The following is a 16,955-nucleotide window of genomic DNA, read 5'->3' on the forward strand; positions in this document are numbered from 1 at the left end:
TCCATCGCTCAGGCGTTGGCGCGCGCCGCGATCCGCGCCTTGCGGGCCGCGAGCTTCTCGTCGAACTTGCTCGCCTCCGAGTCCAGGCCGTCCATGAACATCCCCAGCTCCTCCTGGGCCTTGAGGCCCTCGGGGCCGAGGCCGTCGATCTGGAGGACCTTGAGGTGGCGCAGAACCGGCGAGAGCACGTCGTCGTGGTGGATGCGCATGTTGTAGATCTCGCCGATGGCCATCTGGGCCGCCATGCGTTCGAAGCCGGGCATGCCGTGGCCGGGCATCCGGAAGTTGACGACGACATCGCGGACCGCCTGCATGGTCAGGTCCGGGGCGAGCTCGAACGACGCCTTCAGGAGGTTGCGGTAGAAGACCATGTGCAGGTTCTCGTCCGTGGCGATACGGGAGAGCATGCGGTCGCAGACCGGGTCACCGGACTGGTGGCCGGTGTTGCGGTGCGAGATCCGGGTCGCGAGCTCCTGGAAGGCCACGTACGCGACCGAGTGCAGCATCGAGTGCCGGTTGTCCGACTCGAAGCCCTCGGACATGTGGACCATGCGGAACTGCTCGAGCTTGTCCGGGTCGACCGCGCGCGAGGCGAGCAGATAGTCGCGCATCACGATGCCGTGCCGGCCCTCCTCCGCGGTCCAGCGGTGCACCCAGGTGCCCCAGGCGCCGTCGCGGCCGAAGAGGGAGGCGATCTCGTGGTGGTAGCTGGGGAGGTTGTCCTCGGTGAGGAGGTTGACGACCAGGGCGATCTTGCCGATCTCGGTGACCTTGGACTGGCTGGGGTCCCAGGCCTCCCCGTCCTCGAAGAAACCGGGGAAGTTGCGGCCGTCGGACCAGGGGACGTACTCGTGCGGCATCCAGTCCTTGGTGACCTTGAGATGCCGGTTGAGCTCTGTTTCCACAACCTCTTCCAGCGCGTACAGCAACCGGGCGTCCGTCCAGCCGGTCGGACTGCCGAGGTGGGGCGAGGTGAGGGTCACGGGTGCTCCTGGGGACTGGGGCAGGGGACGCGCAGGCATGGCGAAGGAACGCCGTACCTACGGACTCGTAGGTTACGAGACCGTAGGTTAAGCGCCGCATAAAGGAGATCCCTGATCAGGGGCCCTCGCCGTCCGGTTTGTCCCGCCCCGTGGGGTACGGGAGTGGTGGTGGATCGACCACTCGCGTACCCCTGGCGCGTCAGTTCATGGCCATCAGTTCCCGAACCTCCTCCAAGGATGTGTCCCTCAACTCGCCGTCGAGCAGCAGCCATCGGGTGATGCCGATCGACTCCAGGAACGGCAGATCGTGACTCGCCACGATCAGCGCACCCTCGTACGAGTCGAGGGCGCCTGTGAGCTGACGCACACTCGCCATGTCCAGATTGTTCGTCGGCTCGTCCAGCATCAGGAGCTGCGGGGCGGGCTCGGCGAGCATCAGGGCCGCGAGCGCCGCACGGAACCGTTCGCCGCCCGAGAGGGTCGACGCGAGCTGGTCGGCCCGTGCGCCCTTGAACAGGAAGCGGGCGAGGCGCGCCCGGATCCGGTTGTTGGTGGCGCCGGGCGCGGCCTTCGCCACGTTCTCCGCCACCGTCAACGCGTCGTTCAGGACGTCGAGTCGCTGCGGCAGGAAGCGCAGGGGTACGTGCGGCACCGCCTCGCCCGCGACCGGGGCGAGCTCGCCGGTGATCGTGCGAAGCAGCGTGGTCTTGCCCGCTCCATTGCGCCCGATCAGGGCGATCCGCTCCGGTCCGCGCAGATCGAAGCTGCCCGCCGTGGCCCCGTACGCCAGCTCCAGATCCCGCAGGGTCAGGACCTCGCGCCCCGGCGGCACCGCGGTGAACGGCAGATCGACGCGGATCTCGTCGTCGTCGCGTACGGCCTCGACCGCTTCGTCGAGACGCTCCTTCGCCTCCTTCAGCTTCTCCTCGTGCATCATGCGGTGCTTGCCCGCGGAGACCTGCGCCTCGCGCTTGCGGGCGTTCATGATGATCTTCGGTTCGCGCTTCTGCGCAAACATCTTGTTGCCGTAGCGCACCCGCTTCGCCAACTTGACGTGTGCTTCGGTCAGTTCGCGCTTCTGCTTCTTCAGATCGCCCTCGGCGACGCGCACCATGCGCTCGGCCGCCTCCTGCTCGACGGCGAGCGCTTCCTCGTACGCGGTGAAGTTGCCCCCGTACCAGACCACTTCGCCCGACCGCAGATCGGCGATCTGGTCGACCAGGTCGAGGAGTTCACGGTCGTGGCTGACCACGATCATGACTCCGGACCAGCCCTCGACGGCGGCGTACAGCCGGCGTCGCGCGTACAGGTCGAGGTTGTTCGTCGGCTCGTCGAGCAGCAGGACGTCGGGCCGCCGCAGCAGCAGCGCCGCCAGTCTGAGCAGCACGGACTCGCCGCCCGAGACCTCGCCGATGGCGCGGTCGAGGCCGATGTGGCCCAGACCCAGCTGGTCGAGCATCGCGACGGCGCGCTCCTCGACGTCCCAGTCGTCGCCGACCGCCGTGAAGTTCTCCTCGCTCGCGTCGCCCGCCTCGATGGCGTGCAGCGCGGCGCGGGTGCGGTCGATGCCGAGCGCCTCGTCGACCTTGAGCGTGGTGTCGAGCGTGACGTTCTGCGGCAGATAGCCGACCTCGCCGGTGATCCGGATTGCACCCTCGGACGGGGTGAGCTCGCCGGCGATCAGCTTCAACAGGGTTGATTTCCCTGACCCGTTGAGGCCGATCAGGCCGGTACGGCCGGGACCCACGGCGAGCTGGAGACCGGCGAAGACCTCGGTCCCGTCGGGCCAGGTGAAGTCGAGCGCGGTGGCGGAAACAGAGGTGGGGAAAGTAGACATGAGCTGCCTCTCGAGGTCGCGTGGTGGGTGATGGCGACGTACGAGACACCGCGGGCAACAGCTCGGAGAGAGGAAAGGTCCCGGCGGGGCGTTCCGTGAAGGGATTCAGGAACGTCTCAGGGCAGAGAAAAAAAGCCCTGTCCCGCAGGAGGACGGCTCATATGCCGAGGTCGCACACGACGCGCACAGTGAACGAGCACTGCATCAGGCGCGGTCGGTGTCTCAGGACCTCAGACGAGCAACGTCCTTCTCCAATCGGCGGCAACAGAAGCTTTTACACCGTAGAACGGTGCTCGTCGGACTGTCAACCGATCTTTTGCGCCCCACTGTGATGTCCGAATCCCGCACTTCGATGTCGGATTTCCGCCAGCGCCGACGGACGCGCGCTTGATTGAGTGGAGGCATGACGAACACCGCAGCACTCATCGCCAAGGCCCGCGCCCTGCACGCCCTGCACACCCCTGGACAGCCGCTGGTCCTCGCCAACGTCTGGGACATCCCCTCGGCCCGTATCGTCCAGGAGGCCGGGGCCACCGCCCTCGCCACCACGAGTTCGGGCATCTCCTGGGAGCTGGGAGCCGCGGACGGCGATCACCTGGAGCGCGAGCGCGCGGTCGAGGCGGTGCGGAAGATCGCCGGAGCGGTCGAGCTGCCGGTGACCGCCGACATCGAGCGCGGCTACGGCGAGCTGCCCAAGGATGTGGCCGTCACCGTGCACGCGATCCTCGAGGCCGGCGCGGTCGGCATCAACATCGAGGACTCCGTCGGCGCCGGGCTGCTCACGGACGAGGAGATGGCCGAGCGGATCGCCGCGGCCCGCGCGGCGGCGGACGAGGCGGGGGTGCCGCTGTTCATCAACGCGCGCACCGACACGTATCTGCGGCAGGTGGGGGAGCAGGAGGGGCGGCTCGCGGAGACGGTACGCCGGGCCGCGGTCTACCGGGAGGCGGGCGCCGACGGGATCTTCGTGCCCGGCGTCGTGGCCCTGGGCACGGTCAAGGAGCTGGTCGACGCGATCGACGCGCCGCTGAACGTCCTGGCAGGCCCCGGGGCGCCCGGCGTGAGCGAGTTCGCGGGGCTCGGGGTGGCGCGGATCAGCGTCGGCGGGCGGATCGCGGAGGCCGTGCACGGCCTGGTGCGGCGGGCCGCCAAGGAGGTCCTGACCACCGGCGGGTACACGCAGATGACGGACGCGATCGAGTACGGGGAGCTCAACGAGCTGTTCGGCTGAGCGCCCCGGAAACCGCGCGGGGGGGGGCCTTGCCTCAGCAGGCCCCGCCGAGCAGCTCCGCCAGGTTCTGGTCCACGTCGAGATGCAGATGTTCGCGTCCGGCGGGGACCAGGGCCGTGGCGCGCTTGAGGAAGCGGCGCAGCTCGCCCGTGCGGACATGGATCACGGCGGTGCCCTCGGGTGCGTGGAACTCGAGCACGGTGCGGTCGTAGCCGTACGGGCGCACCCGTACGTCGCCCTCACCGGCCGGGCCCTCGATCCCCGAGATCAGCAGCTCGCGTGCGAACGCCCAGGCCACGTCCACGCCCTCGAGCGTGGCCGGCGCGGGGAAACTCATGCGCACGGCGAAGGGATCGTTGCGGTCGTAGGACAGCGTCGCGGGAATCGTGGGCATCCGCGGCGCGGCGGCGACGAGTCGAGCTTCGACGTCTTGCTCGATGACGGTGGACAACCCCTGGCTCCCTTACGACGGCTGGCTGGATGGGCCTGCAATGAAATAGACGGCGGAATTCCTCAATCCGTGCACGCGCGGTGCCGTGACGTGTGTCACCGCGCGCCGCCGAGCGGCGTCGGGTGCGTGGGCGGCGGGGCGTGCCCATCCGAAGCTGCTCGGGGCTTCGCGTCACGCTAGGGGCGTACGCGGGCGGGCGCGACCGCCGCGCGGGGGACCCGCGGAGTTGACGTCGCACACCCGCGTCCGCACACCCGCACGGTCCAACGCCGGGCATTTCCGTGCTGGTTGACGCGTTCACGCCCCCTGGACGGCCCGCGCCCGGTCGGCTAGCTTCGCCGCGCATGACAGCTATGGGGAAGTCGAGGCGCATGCGCCGCTCGGTGGCCGCAGGGGCGTGTGTCGTGGCGGTGGCGGCGGTGCTCACCGGTCCCGCCCAGGCCGCGGCGGACAGCGGCGGGGCGGCTGCGGGCAACGGCGGCGCGTCCACGTATACGAAGGGCCTGGGCTGGAAGCTCAAGCCCAGCGGCGCCGAGGTGCGCTTCCGCGGTCTTGCCGCCGTCAGCCGGAGCACCGCCTGGGTGGCCGGCTCCAAGGGGACCGTGCTGCGGACCACCGACAGCGGGGCGAGCTGGGCGAACGTGTCGCCGCCCGGCGCCGGAGAGCTCGAGTTCCGTGACATCGAGGCCTTCGACCGCAAGCGGGCCGTGGTCCTGGCCATCGGTGAGGGGGAGGCGTCGCGGGTCTTGCGTACGGAGGACGGCGGGAAGACCTGGACCGAGGCCTTCCGCAACGACGAGCCCAGGGCCTTCTACGACTGCATCACCTTCTTCGACTCGAAGAACGGGCTCGCGATGAGCGATCCGGTCGACGGCAAGTACCGGATCCTGTCCACGAGCGACGGCGGCCGCAGCTGGCGGGTACTGCCCAGCGAGGGCATGCCGCCGGCGCAGACCGGTGAGGCCGGGTTCGCGGCGAGCGGGCAGTGCCTGGTCAGCCACGGGCGCTCCGATGTGTGGCTGGCGACCGGCGGCGGGGCGACCGCGCGCGTCCTGCACTCGAAGGACCGCGGGCTGACCTGGACTGCGGCCGAGACGCCGATCCCGGCGGGCGATCCGGCCCGCGGCGTGTTCGCGCTCGCCTTCCGCTCCCGTACGCAAGGCATCGCCGTCGGCGGTGACTACCGGGCCGACCATGCCTCCCCGAAGGCGTCCGCGGTCAGCAGGGACGGCGGCCGCACGTGGGAGACCTCCGCGTCGCCGGTCCCCGCCTACCGTTCCGGCGTGACGTGGGTGCCGCACACGAAGTCGGTGGCGCTCGCGGTCGGCCCGACGGGCACGGACGTCACCGTCGACGGCGGCCGCACCTGGAAGGCGTTCGACACCGGGTCCTTCGACACCGTGGACTGCGCCGAGGACTTCGGCTGCTGGGCCTCCGGCGAGAAGGGGCGGATCGCCCGCCTGGAACCGTAGGAGCCGGTCCAAGGCCCTTACCGGGGGCGGGGGTTGAGTGCGGACGCCTTGTCGGACCGCACGAGACCACCGCCCCCATCTTGGGTGATCAGCCACCTGCGACCCGCCGCTCCGGCGTGCTCCAATCCGTAGGCACCGACGGACCGGGATGCACGTCAGGCCCGGGGCGGTCCGCACCGCGCGGACCGGACGGCGGGGAGCGCCCGCGAGACGAGGCGCTGGACGCCGGGCGTACGGGATCGACGTATCCACGTACCCGAAGGATCAGGCTGATGACCAAGCACGTACTCGCCCAGAACCAGTACGGCAAGGCCGAGAACCGCATCGTCCACGTCACCCGCAAGGGCAACGACGGCTCCTGGCACGAGATCCGCGACCTGAACGTCTCGGTCGCCCTGCGCGGTGAGTTCCGCGAGGTCCACCTCACCGGCGACAACGCCAACTGCCTGCCGACGGACACCACGAAGAACACCGTCTACGCCTTCGCCAAGGAGCACGGCATCAGCTCGCCGGAGGCCTTCGGCATCCTGCTCGCCAAGCACTTCGTGACCTCGCAGGCGCCCATCCACGAGGCGCAGATCCGGATCGAGGAGTACGCCTGGGAGCGGATCTCCGTGCCCACGCGCAAGGAGCAGCACTCCTTCGTGCGCAAGGGGCAGGAGACCCGCACCTCGCAGATCACCTTCAGCGAGCACACCGGTCAGCTCCAGGTGATCTCCGGCCTGAAGGACCTGACCGTCATGAACTCCACCAACTCGGAGTTCCACGGCTTCATCAAGGACAAGTACACGACCCTGCGGGAGGCGTACGACCGCATCCTGGCCACCAAGGTCACCTCGCGCTGGGCGTACTCGGCGGCGGCCGCGTCCGACGGGGAGTTCGACTGGGACCGCTCGTACGCGAAGGTCCGCTCGCACCTGCTCGACGCGTTCGCCGAGACGTACAGCTACTCGCTGCAGCAGACCCTGAACCAGATGGCCGAGCGGGTCCTCGACCACTGCCCGAGGGTCAACGAGGTCCGCCTCAACCTCCCCAACAAGCACCACTTCCTTGTCGATCTGGAGCCGTTCGGCCTCAAGAACGACAATGAGGTGTACTACGCGGCGGACCGGATGTACGGCCTCATCGAAGGCACGATCCACCGCGACGGCGTCCAGCCGGTGATCGCGACCAGCGACTGGATCGTGGCGTAACACCTCGCGCTTGGGCTCCTGTGGTCCGCCGGGGGGCGGATCGCGGGAGCCCTTTGGAGCGGGGCCCTTTAGAGTGCGGGGATGATCAACTCATGGGCGGGGATTGACGATTCCGGGGTCGCCATAGCGGCCGCGCGCGCCGGAGCGGCTGTCGTAAGGGGCATGTACGGGCAGGACCTGGCCCGGATCGACAAGGGCGCCGGGGACTTCGCCACGGCCGCCGATGTGGCGGCGGAGCAGGCGATCCTGGACGTACTGCGCGCCGCCCGGCCCGAGGACGCGGTCCTCGGCGAGGAGGGCGGGCGACAGGGCGCCGAGTCCGCCGGGCGCGAGTGGCTGGTGGATCCGTTGTGCGGCACGCTCAACTACGCGGTCGGGAACATGGTCGTGGCCGTCAATGTCGCGCTGCCCGACCGGGCGGCCGCCGTGGCCGATCCGTTCAGCGGCGAGGTGTTCGCCACCGACGGGCAGCGTGCCTGGGTCTCGTCCGCAGACGGCGTGGACACCGCGCTCGCCCCGACGCCCGCGACCTGTCTGGTCGACGTCAACCTCGACCCGCCGTTCCCGGGCGCGCCCTCGTTCCGGGCGGTCGAACTGCTTGCCCGGCAGGGATTCATCGAGGACTTCCGCCCGCGGGTCGTCTCCTCCTCGCTCGCGCTGGCGTGGGTCGCGGCGGGCAAGCGCACCGCCTACGTCACCGATGGCGGCGACTTGTCCGCCAGCGTGCACTTCGCGGCCGGGATCGCCCTGTGCCGGGCCGCCGGGTGTGTGGTCACGGGAGTGGACGGCGGCCCGATCGGGGCCGGGGGCCGGGGACTTGTGGCGGCGGCCGACGCGGCCACCCATGCCCGGCTGATGGAGCTCATCGCCGGCTGACCGGGCGTTCATCAGGGCCCGCGGTTCAGCTGCGTCCCGCGGTTCAGCCGCGTAGGACGGTTCAGGTACGCGCGGCGGCGTTCGCCTGCCACTCGCGGCCGATGGAGCGCATCAGTGCCGGGTACACCCCGACGTAGCGGAACGGCTTGATCGCCGCCATGTAGAGCGTGCCGAGCCGCCCGTTCGGCTTCACCAGGACGGCCATCTGCCCGCGGTGGCCACCGGACCCGTCCGGGACCCAGCCGATGTGCATCACGGCATGCACGGTCTTGTTGCCCAACTCGGCCGCCCACTCGTCGCCTTGCAGATACAGGGAGGTGAACGGGGACGCGCCGAGTCCGGGCCCGTGCGCGCCCTCGCGAAGGTCCGCCGGCAGCCGGTCGCGCAGGGAAGACACCCGGTGGTCGACGCCGGTGGCGGGCTTGTCGAGGCCGAGCAGCGCACCGAGCTTCCAGCGGATGGCGAAGAGCGTGCGGGAGACCAGGCCTTCGCCCTTCACTCCGTCCTGCATGCCGTCCGCGATCTGGCGCACCAGCCACACGAAGTCGTCGGGTCCGCCGGGCGTGGGCAGCGCCCAGACGTCCTCGACGGTGAAGTCGCCGGCGATCTCATGGATGCGCCAGGGCCGAGCTGTGTGGGCGGTTCGGGGAAGTCGCATGAGCAAACCCCTGTCTATACGGTGGCTCATCAGACAGCGGCTGCTGGCGTAGGCCACAGGGAGAGTACTGAGCGCACTCAGCGCGCAAGACGATTGTCCCGGAACAGATAGAACGTCTCGACGGGGCAACGGGGAAGGTCGAGCGTGACGATGAAGTAGATGCACGTCGCGTCGGGCAGGGGGTGCGCGCAGACGGAGCCGTCGTCGTTGCCCGCGGCGTCCACCTGCCCCGGAACGGGCGCGTTGCCTGTCGCGGCCAGGGACTCCACACTGCGAAGTGTCCACCCGGACGGGCAACCTGTACCCGTCGGCGCGCCTGCGGACCCAGTCCACCAGCGACGGCTATGTCTGCGTGTTGGACGATACGCCCGAACCGCGGGTCGATGCCCCATACGGTCCAAAGTTTCCGCAGGCGAGGACAACCCTCAGTCCACCCCGTGCACATCCCCCCGCGTCATCGACCGCACCGCCGCCCCGAACCCCGCCGCGTCCGGTGGCATTCCCGGGTGGTGGGCGTCGGTGGTGGAGGCCGCGCCCAGGGTGAGGCGGGAGACGATGCGGTAGCGGTCGCCGCGGTAGACGGAGTGGACGTACTCGACGTTGCGGCCCGACGTGTCCGTCGTCAGGCGCTCGAAGAGGAACGCGGGGGACAGGACCGGTACGTCCAGGAGGCGGGACTCGGCCTCGCTGGTGACCGTCGGCTCGATGGACTGCGTCGCGTCGCGCACATGCACCCCGTGCTGGGTGCGCAGATGCTCGTAGAGGTCGCCGCCCTCCAGCTCCTCGGCGGTCAGACCCGGCACCAACTTGGCCGGGATATGCAGGTACTCGATGGCCATGGGGGCCTCGTCGACGATGCGCAGCCGCGCCACGTAGGTGATCTCGGCGGCGGGCGAGATGCGCAGCCGACGGCCCACGCGGGCACCCGCGGGCAGCGTGGTGAATTCGAGCAGCCGGCTCGTCCAGGTGCCGGCGGCCTGGGGGAGGGCGAGGGAGTGGTCGTCCGAGACCATCTCCTGCGTGATCTTCTCCGGTGCGACGAACATCCCGCGCCCGTGCTCACGCACCAGGACACCCGTGGCGACGAGTTCGTCCACCGCGGCCCGCAGCGTCGGCCGGGAGACACCGAGCCGGCCGCACAGGGTGCGCTCGGAGGGGATCGCGTCGCCCGGGCGCCGGGACTCGACGAGTTCGAGCAGGAACTCCCGTACACGATCCCGCTTCAGCACTCCTGAGGATTCACCGTCCATGGGCGGACCTTACCAGAGGTGACCAGTTGGTTTGCCTGGTGAGGTGGTCAACCGCGTCGAGGTCGGCGGTCATCGGACGTTCACCTGGCCAACTATCAACTGGTCCAGGCCTCTTGACGGCTTCATTGGTCCATGCCACCTTGCTCCATCAGCAACTGGTCACCTTTCCAATTGGTCATCTCTGTGTGGGTCTGAAAGGGCTGGGTCATGAAGACAGCACGTCTCCTCGCAGGCGCCGCCGCACTCGCGGTCGCCGCCTCGCTCAGCGCATGCGGTGGCAGCGACGACAAGGGCAACGAGAAGGGCAAGGGGGACGGAGGGCGCACCACCATCGATGTGTGGCTGATGCGCGACAGTGTCTCCGAGGCCTTCCAGAAGGACTTCGAAAAGGACTTCGAAGCCAAGAACCCCACCATCGACGCCAAGATCCAGATCCAGGAGTGGAACGGGATCGGCCAGAAGATCACCGCCGCTCTCGCCTCCAACGACGCCCCCGACGTGATCGAGGTCGGCAACACCCAGGTCGCCCAGTACGCGGCCAGCGGCGGCGTGAAGGACCTCAGCGACAAGGTCGGGGAGCTCGGCGGCGGCGACTGGATCCCGGGCCTGGCCGAACCGGGCAAGGTCGACGGCAAGCAGTACGGCATCCCGTACTACGCGGCGAACCGTGTCGTCATCTACCGCACCGACCTCTTCGAGAAGGCCGGCATCAAGCAGCCGCCCACCACCCGCGAGGAGTGGCTGGCCGCGACCAAGAAGCTCAACACCGGTAAGCAGCAGGGTATTTATCTGCCCGGGCAGAACTGGTACACCCTCGCCGGAATGATCTGGGACGAGGGCGGCGACCTCGCCGTGCAGGAGGGCGAGACCTGGAAGGGCGCCCTCGACACCCCCGAGGCGCTCGCCGGCATGGACTTCTACAAGGAGCTCCAGGCCCTCGGCAAGGGACCGAAGGACTCCGACGAGGCCGAGCCGCCGCAGGTCGGCGTGGTCGCCAAGGGCGATGTCGCCCAGGTGATCGCGGTGCCCGGCGGGGCCAAGCTGATCGAGGAGGAGAACCCCGAACTCAAGGGCAAGCTCGGCTTCTTCCCGATTCCGGGCAAGAGCGCCGACAAGCCCGGCGCCGTGTTCACCGGCGGCTCCGACCTGATCATCCCGGAGGCCTCCGCCGACCAGGAGGCGGCGTACACCTTCATCAAGGCTCTCTCGGGCGACGAGTGGCAGAAGAAGCTGGCCACGACGATGAGTTACGTGCCGAACAAGAAGGCACTGGCGAGCGTGCTCGAAGCCGACCCGGGCGCCTCCGCCATGGCCCAGGGCGCCTCGAACGGCCGCGCCACGCCCAACTCCCCGCAGTGGGCGGCCGTCGAGGCCAACAACCCGGTCAAGGAGTTCATGACGCAGGTCCTCACCGGCGCCGATCCGAAGAAGGCGGGGGCCACCGCCACCGAGTCCATCAGCAAGGCGCTCGGCGGCTGAGATGACCCTGTCCACCGCGCCGCGCAAAGTGCGCGCCCCGGGGCAGGAGCTGCGGCGGCCGGCTGCCCCCGGCCGCCGCAGGTCCGTAGTCCTGTGGCCGTATCTGCTCATCGCGCCGACCGTGCTCGGCGTGGTCTTCCTGCTCGTCTATCCGCTGCTGCGCAACGTCCAGCTGTCGTTCCAGAACTTCGGCCTGGCCGAACTCATCCGCGGCGGCGCCGAGTTCGTCGGCTTCGACAACTACCGCGAGCTGCTCACCGGTCAGGAGTTCTGGGACGTCGTCCAGCGCACCCTGATCTGGACCACCGTGAACGTCGTCCTGATCGTCGCCCTCGCCACCCTCGTGGCCCTGATGCTCCAGCGCCTGGGCCGCACGATGCGCATCCTCGTCATGAGCGCGCTTGCCCTCGCCTGGGCCACCCCGATCCTCGCGGCCACCACGATCTTCCAGTGGCTGTTCGCCTCGCGCCTCGGAGTGGTCAACTGGGTGCTCGTCCAGCTGGGTTTCGAATCGTACGAGGGCTACTCCTGGTTCGCGGACGGCACCGCCACCTTCAGCATCCTGGTCATCCTCGTGGTCTGGCAGTCGGTCCCGTTCGCGGCGATCACCATCTACTCCGCGCTGACCACCGTGCCCGCCGAGATTTACGAGTCCGCGCGCCTCGACGGCGCCTCCGACTGGCGGATGTTCCGCTCCCTGACCGTGCCGATCCTGCGGCCCATCTTCGGCCTGGTGCTCTGTCTCGAAGTGATCTGGGTCTTCAAATGCTTCCCGCAGATCTGGGTGATCAGCGAAGGCGGACCCAATGACGCCACCACGACGCTGCCCGTCTACGCGTACCAGGTGGCCGTCTCCCAGCAGCACTACGACCTGCAGGCCGCGTCCTCGACCATCACCGTCCTGCTGCTCGCGGTGATCCTCTTCGTCTATCTGCGCCAACTGTTCCGCCAGGAGGGGGAGTTGTGAACCCGCGAGCCCAGCTGCGCCGACTGCCCCTCAACCTCGCCGCCCTGGCCGTCTTCGTCGTCACGATCTTCCCCGTGTACTGGATGACGTCCACCGCGTTCAAACCCTCCGGCGACATCAACGCCGACACCCCGGTGTTCGTCCCGACCAGCCTCACCCTCGAACACTTCCGTACGGCCGTGGCGGCGGACGGCTTCGGCACGTTCTGGCGCAACAGCCTCTTCGTGACCGTCACGGCGGTGCTGCTCGCGCTGCTCATCGCGATGGGCGCGGCCTTCGCGGTCGCCCGCCTGCGGTTCCGCGGCAAACGCGGCTTCGTCCTCATGGTGTTCATCGCCCAGATGGCGCCCTGGGAGGCGATGCTCATCCCCGTCTACATCATCGCCCGCGACACGGATCTGCTCGACCGCCTGGCGATGCTGACGCTGCTCTACTTCATCTTCACGCTGCCGTTCACCATCATCACGCTGCGCGGCTTCCTCGCCGCCGTCCCCGTGGAGTTGGAGGAAGCGGCCCAGGTCGACGGCTGCACCCGACTCGGCGCCTTCCGCCGCGTCACCTTCCCGCTGCTCGCTCCCGGCCTGCTCGCGACCTCGCTGTTCGGCTTCATCACCGCCTGGAACGAGTTCGCCTTCGCCAACATGCTCATCGTCAAGAACCAGGAAGACCGCACCCTGCCCGTCTGGCTCTCCTCGTTCTCCAACACCTTCGGCACCGACTGGGGCGCCACCATGGCCGCCTCCACGCTCTTCGCGCTGCCGGTGCTGATCCTCTTCCTCGTGCTGCAACGCCGAGTCACGACCGGCTTCGTCTCGGGTTCCGTCAAGGGCTGACTCGGATTCCGTCAAAGGCCGACCCACAAAGCCGACCTGAAGGGCTGACCTGCATGCTGATTCCGCGCCCCCGCCAAGTCGTGCGCCAGAGCGGGCACTTCATCCTCGACACGCAGACCACCCTGCACCTCGCGCCGGGTGCGGAGCGTGCGGCGGACCTGCTGCGCCTTCGTACGGGACTGCCGCTGCAAGCGGCGCCGGACAGCAGCTTCGTCCTCGCGATCGACCCGGCACTCAGCGGACTCGGCGACGAGGGATACGGACTGACCGTGGGCCGGGACGCGGTCCTGTTGCGGGCCCGTACCGACGCCGGCCTGGTCAACGGGGTGCACACCCTCGCGGCCCTTATCGAACGGGGCCACCGCCTGCCCTGCGCCCAGATCAGCGACAGCCCCCGCTTCCCCTGGCGGGGCGCGATGCTGGACGTCGGCCGCCACTTCCTGCCGATCTCGTACGTACGCGACTTCGTCGACCGCATCGCCGCGTACAAGCTGAACGTGCTGCATCTCCACCTCACCGAGGACCAGGGCTGGCGGATGCCGGTGGACGCCTATCCGCTGCTCACCGAGATCGGCTCGGTGCGCGCCCAGACCGGGGGCGACAGCACACCGCACGGCGGCCACTACACCAAGGCGGAACTGCGGGACCTGGTGACCTACGCGGCCGCGCGCGGGGTCCGGGTCATGCCGGAGATCGAGATGCCCGGCCATGCGCGGGCCGCGATCGCCGCGTACCCCGAACTCGGCAACGTTCCGGAGCGCCGGCTGACCGTCTGGGACCGCTGGGGCGTCTGCGAGAACGTGCTCGGCGTCCACGACGAGGTCTTCACCTTCCTGGAGACGGTGCTCGGCGAGGTCATGGACATCTTCGAGGGCCCGTACATCCATCTCGGCGGCGACGAATGCCCCACCGGCGAATGGGAGGAGAGCCCCCGCGCCCGCGCCGTCGCCGCCGAGGCGGGACTCTCCCCGAAGGAGCTGAACGCCTGGTTCCTCACCCGGGTCGGCCGTTACCTGCTCGAAAACGGCCGTACGCCGGTGAGCTGGGCGGAGCCCGACGCGACCGCGCTGCCACCGGAGTTCGTGGTGATGCCCTGGCGGGACGCCGCCCACGGCCAGGGCGCCGCACGCCGCGGCCACGAGCTGGTGATGACCCCGCACCGGACCACGTATCTCGACTATCCGCAGTCCGACGCCCCGCACGAGCCGCCCGGCCAGCCCGGCGACCCCGTCACGCTCGACGACGTGTACGGCGCCGAGCCCGCGCCCGCCGAGTGGGAGCCCGCCGAGCGGGCCAAAGTCCTGGGCACCCAGGCCCAGTTGTGGACCGAGCACGCGGCGACCCCCGCCGAGATCGACTACCTGCTCTTCCCGCGGATCGCCGCGCTCGCCGAGGTCGCCTGGAGCGAGGGCCCCCGCGACCTCCCCGATTTCCGGCGCCGACTCCAGGCGACCCGGACGCATTGATCAGGTCACCTGCCGGTGGCCGCACACCCCCACCATGAGGAGGAACACCTCGTGCACAGAAGATTCCGGACGACGGCCGTCGCCGCCGCCCTGACCCTGGCCGCCGCGGGCGCACTCGCCGCACCCAGCGCGGCGGCCGCCGACGAGACGGTCACGGCCCAGTACCACACGGGTTCGACCGGCAGCGACCAGGCCGAGCCCTGGCTGAAGCTCACCAACTCGGGTTCTTCCGCCGTCCAGTTGAGCGGTCTCACCATCCGCTACTACTTCAAGGCCGAATCCGCCTCCAGCGCGTACCGCTTCGCCTGCTCCTGGGCGGTGAAGGGCTGCGCCAACATCACCGGCACCTTCGGCACACTCGCCAAGCCCACCGCCACCGCCGACCGCTACCTGGAGATCGGCTTCACCCAGGGCGCAGGATCGCTGGCCGCCGGCGCGAACACCGGCGACATGCAGCTGCGCTTCCACCGCACCGACTGGCAGCCGCTCAACCAGCAGGACGACTACTCGTTCGGCGCCTCCCAGACCTCGTACGCGAACTGGAGCAAGGTCACGGTCCAGCGCGGCGGCACCGTCCTGTGGGGCACGGCTCCCGAGGGCAACGACCCGGGAGACCCCGGTGACCCCGGCGATCCCGGTGGTCCGGGCGGCCCCGACCCCACGAAGCCCGCGCTCTTCGACGACCTCAACTACACCGCCCACAACGACCCGCGCATCGCCCAGCGCGGCTGGACCGTGAAGTCCGGCCAGGGCGGTCCCGGCGTACCCGGCGCGACCTGGGCCCCCGAACAGGTCACGTTCGCCCAGGAGTCGGGCAACAGCGTCATGACGCTGCGCACCAGCACCGACGGCACGGCGGCCGGCACCAGGCAGACCGAGCTGTACCACCAGCAGAAGTTCACCAAGGGCACCTACGCGTCCCGCGTGTACTTCAGCGACGCGCCCAACTCGGGACCGGACGGCGACCACATGGTGCAGACGTTCTTCACCATCACCCCGCTGAACGCCCCGATGGATCCGAACTACGGCGAACTCGACTTCGAGTACCTGCCGAACGGCGGCTGGGGCGAGCCGGCCAACATCCTGTACGCCACGTCCTGGGAGACGTACAACCCGGAGCCGTGGCAGGCCGTCAACGCGCACACCGAGTCCCGCCAGAGCTACGCCGGCTGGCACGACCTCGTGGTCACGGTCGACAACACCTCGATCAAGTACTACGTGGACGGCCAGCTGTTCGCCACGCACGGCGAGCCATATCTCCCCGAGACCGCCATGTCCATCAACCTCAACAACTGGATCATCTCCGGCGGCCTCGTCGCGTCCAACACCCCCCGGGCGTACGACGAGAAGGTCGACTACGTGTACTACGCCAAGGACCAGATCCTGACCCCGGCCCAGGTCGAGGCCCAGGTGGCGAAGTACCGGACGGACAAGGTGACGCACACGGACAACGTGAGCTGACAGATCCCCGGTCGGTCGGGGGTACGCGCGGCTCGCGTACCCTCGACCGCACCATGGATCCCGTCACCGACACCGTGCCTGTCACTGCCGCAGTGCCCGCCGACTGGCCCACGAACGAAGCGCGGGCGCGCGCCGTGCAGGACGAACTGCGGGCGCGGGTCGTGCTCGACGAGGACGGACCGCCGCCCGGACGGGGGCTGGTAGCCGGGGTCGACGTCGCGTACGACGACGAGCGTGATGTGGTCGTCGCGGCAGCCGTCGTGCTGGACGCCGCGACGCTGGAAGTGACCGAGCAGACCACCGCCGTCGGGCGCATCTCCTTCCCATACGTACCCGGACTGCTCGCCTTCCGCGAACTCCCGGCCGTGCTCGCCGCACTCGAAGCGCTGGCGACCCCGCCGGCGCTCGTGGTCTGCGACGGCTACGGGCTCGCGCATCCCCGTCGCTTCGGCCTCGCCGCCCACCTCGGCGTGCTGACCGGGCTGCCCACCCTCGGCGTCGCGAAGAACCCCTTCACCTTCTCGTACGAGGAGCCTGGCGCTGTACGGGGATCGGTGGCCGCGCTCGTGGACGGGAGCGAGGAGGTCGGGCGGGCCGTCAGGACCCAGGACCGGACCAAGCCCGTATTCGTGTCCGTCGGGCACCGCGTCTCGCTCGACAACGCCTGCGCGCACACCCTGGAGCTGTCGCCCCGCTATCGGCTGCCGGAGACGACGCGGCGTGCGGATGCGCTGTGCCGCAGGGCGTTGGCGCAGGTCCTGGCCCCCGGGTAGGGCACCGATAAGCGTTTGTGCCGCC

16 protein-coding genes are annotated in these 16,955 nt (G+C 69.5%); 10 read left to right on the forward strand and 6 right to left on the reverse strand.

The window, feature by feature from the left end:
- Nucleotides 1-8: 8 nt before the first annotated feature.
- The gene (locus G6045_RS03785) at nucleotides 9-983 is read right to left on the reverse strand and encodes an acyl-ACP desaturase (protein ID WP_165330334.1); all 975 of its coding nucleotides are present in this window, start codon (nucleotides 981-983) and stop codon (nucleotides 9-11) included.
- A gap of 199 nt (nucleotides 984-1,182) precedes the next feature.
- The gene (locus G6045_RS03790) at nucleotides 1,183-2,820 is read right to left on the reverse strand and encodes an ABC-F family ATP-binding cassette domain-containing protein (RefSeq protein WP_165330335.1); all 1,638 of its coding nucleotides are present in this window, start codon (nucleotides 2,818-2,820) and stop codon (nucleotides 1,183-1,185) included.
- Nucleotides 2,821-3,223: 403 nt separating this feature from the next.
- On the opposite strand from G6045_RS03790, the gene G6045_RS03795 reads away from it, so the two are divergent.
- The gene (locus G6045_RS03795) at nucleotides 3,224-4,051 is read left to right on the forward strand and encodes an isocitrate lyase/PEP mutase family protein (protein WP_165330336.1); all 828 of its coding nucleotides are present in this window, start codon (nucleotides 3,224-3,226) and stop codon (nucleotides 4,049-4,051) included.
- 34 nt (nucleotides 4,052-4,085) lie between these two features.
- On the opposite strand, the gene ssgD is transcribed toward G6045_RS03795, so the two are convergent.
- On the reverse strand, nucleotides 4,086-4,502 hold the full coding sequence (gene ssgD, locus G6045_RS03800; RefSeq protein ID WP_165330337.1) for a spore wall synthesis regulator SsgD: 417 nt from the start codon (nucleotides 4,500-4,502) through the stop codon (nucleotides 4,086-4,088).
- Between the two features lie 344 nt (nucleotides 4,503-4,846).
- Between ssgD and G6045_RS03805 the strand changes: the two genes are divergently transcribed.
- The 3 genes from G6045_RS03805 (at nucleotide 4,847) to G6045_RS03815 (ending at nucleotide 8,043) form a co-directional block, all read left to right on the forward strand.
- Entirely contained in the window at nucleotides 4,847-5,974 is a 1,128-nt protein-coding gene (locus G6045_RS03805) for a WD40/YVTN/BNR-like repeat-containing protein (protein WP_165330338.1), read from the forward strand.
- A gap of 272 nt (nucleotides 5,975-6,246) precedes the next feature.
- The gene (pucL, locus tag G6045_RS03810) at nucleotides 6,247-7,167 is read left to right on the forward strand and encodes a factor-independent urate hydroxylase (RefSeq protein WP_165330339.1); all 921 of its coding nucleotides are present in this window, start codon (nucleotides 6,247-6,249) and stop codon (nucleotides 7,165-7,167) included.
- A gap of 81 nt (nucleotides 7,168-7,248) precedes the next feature.
- Complete coding sequence (locus G6045_RS03815) at nucleotides 7,249-8,043, forward strand: inositol monophosphatase family protein (RefSeq protein WP_165330340.1); 795 nt, start codon at nucleotides 7,249-7,251, stop codon at nucleotides 8,041-8,043.
- A 61-nt stretch (nucleotides 8,044-8,104) separates the two neighbouring features.
- On the opposite strand, the gene G6045_RS03820 is transcribed toward G6045_RS03815, so the two are convergent.
- The 3 genes from G6045_RS03820 to G6045_RS03830 form a co-directional block, all read right to left on the reverse strand.
- The gene (locus G6045_RS03820) at nucleotides 8,105-8,701 is read right to left on the reverse strand and encodes a DUF2867 domain-containing protein (protein ID WP_165330341.1); all 597 of its coding nucleotides are present in this window, start codon (nucleotides 8,699-8,701) and stop codon (nucleotides 8,105-8,107) included.
- A gap of 77 nt (nucleotides 8,702-8,778) precedes the next feature.
- Entirely contained in the window at nucleotides 8,779-8,970 is a 192-nt protein-coding gene (locus G6045_RS03825) for a hypothetical protein (RefSeq protein ID WP_165330342.1), read from the reverse strand.
- Between the two features lie 156 nt (nucleotides 8,971-9,126).
- Nucleotides 9,127-9,951: a GntR family transcriptional regulator gene (locus G6045_RS03830; protein ID WP_165330343.1), complete on the reverse strand. Its 825-nt coding sequence runs from the start codon at nucleotides 9,949-9,951 to the stop codon at nucleotides 9,127-9,129.
- A gap of 207 nt (nucleotides 9,952-10,158) precedes the next feature.
- Between G6045_RS03830 and G6045_RS03835 the strand changes: the two genes are divergently transcribed.
- Genes G6045_RS03835 through G6045_RS03860 form a run of 6 tightly spaced genes read left to right on the forward strand, consistent with a single transcriptional unit; the run spans nucleotide 10,159 to nucleotide 16,930 of the window.
- Entirely contained in the window at nucleotides 10,159-11,430 is a 1,272-nt protein-coding gene (locus G6045_RS03835; RefSeq protein WP_165330344.1) for an extracellular solute-binding protein, read from the forward strand.
- Nucleotide 11,431: 1 nt separating this feature from the next.
- On the forward strand, nucleotides 11,432-12,397 hold the full coding sequence (locus G6045_RS03840; protein WP_165330345.1) for a carbohydrate ABC transporter permease: 966 nt from the start codon (nucleotides 11,432-11,434) through the stop codon (nucleotides 12,395-12,397).
- Complete coding sequence (locus G6045_RS03845) at nucleotides 12,394-13,230, forward strand: carbohydrate ABC transporter permease (RefSeq protein ID WP_328707645.1); 837 nt, start codon at nucleotides 12,394-12,396, stop codon at nucleotides 13,228-13,230. Before G6045_RS03840 ends, G6045_RS03845 begins: the two co-directional genes overlap by 4 nt.
- Nucleotides 13,231-13,283: 53 nt before the next feature.
- Nucleotides 13,284-14,696 carry a beta-N-acetylhexosaminidase gene (locus G6045_RS03850; RefSeq protein ID WP_165330346.1) on the forward strand — a complete coding sequence of 471 codons (1,413 nt, stop codon included), beginning with the start codon at nucleotides 13,284-13,286 and terminating at the stop codon, nucleotides 14,694-14,696.
- Nucleotides 14,697-14,747: 51 nt separating this feature from the next.
- The gene (locus G6045_RS03855) at nucleotides 14,748-16,157 is read left to right on the forward strand and encodes a cellulose binding domain-containing protein (RefSeq protein ID WP_165330347.1); all 1,410 of its coding nucleotides are present in this window, start codon (nucleotides 14,748-14,750) and stop codon (nucleotides 16,155-16,157) included.
- 53 nt (nucleotides 16,158-16,210) lie between these two features.
- A complete protein-coding gene (locus G6045_RS03860; protein ID WP_165330348.1) occupies nucleotides 16,211-16,930 on the forward strand; it encodes an endonuclease V in 720 nt (239 codons plus the stop codon).
- Nucleotides 16,931-16,955 lie beyond the last annotated feature (25 nt).

This window comes from Streptomyces mesophilus, from assembly GCF_011044995.1.
Taxonomy (GTDB): Bacteria; Actinomycetota; Actinomycetes; order Streptomycetales; family Streptomycetaceae; genus Streptomyces; species Streptomyces mesophilus.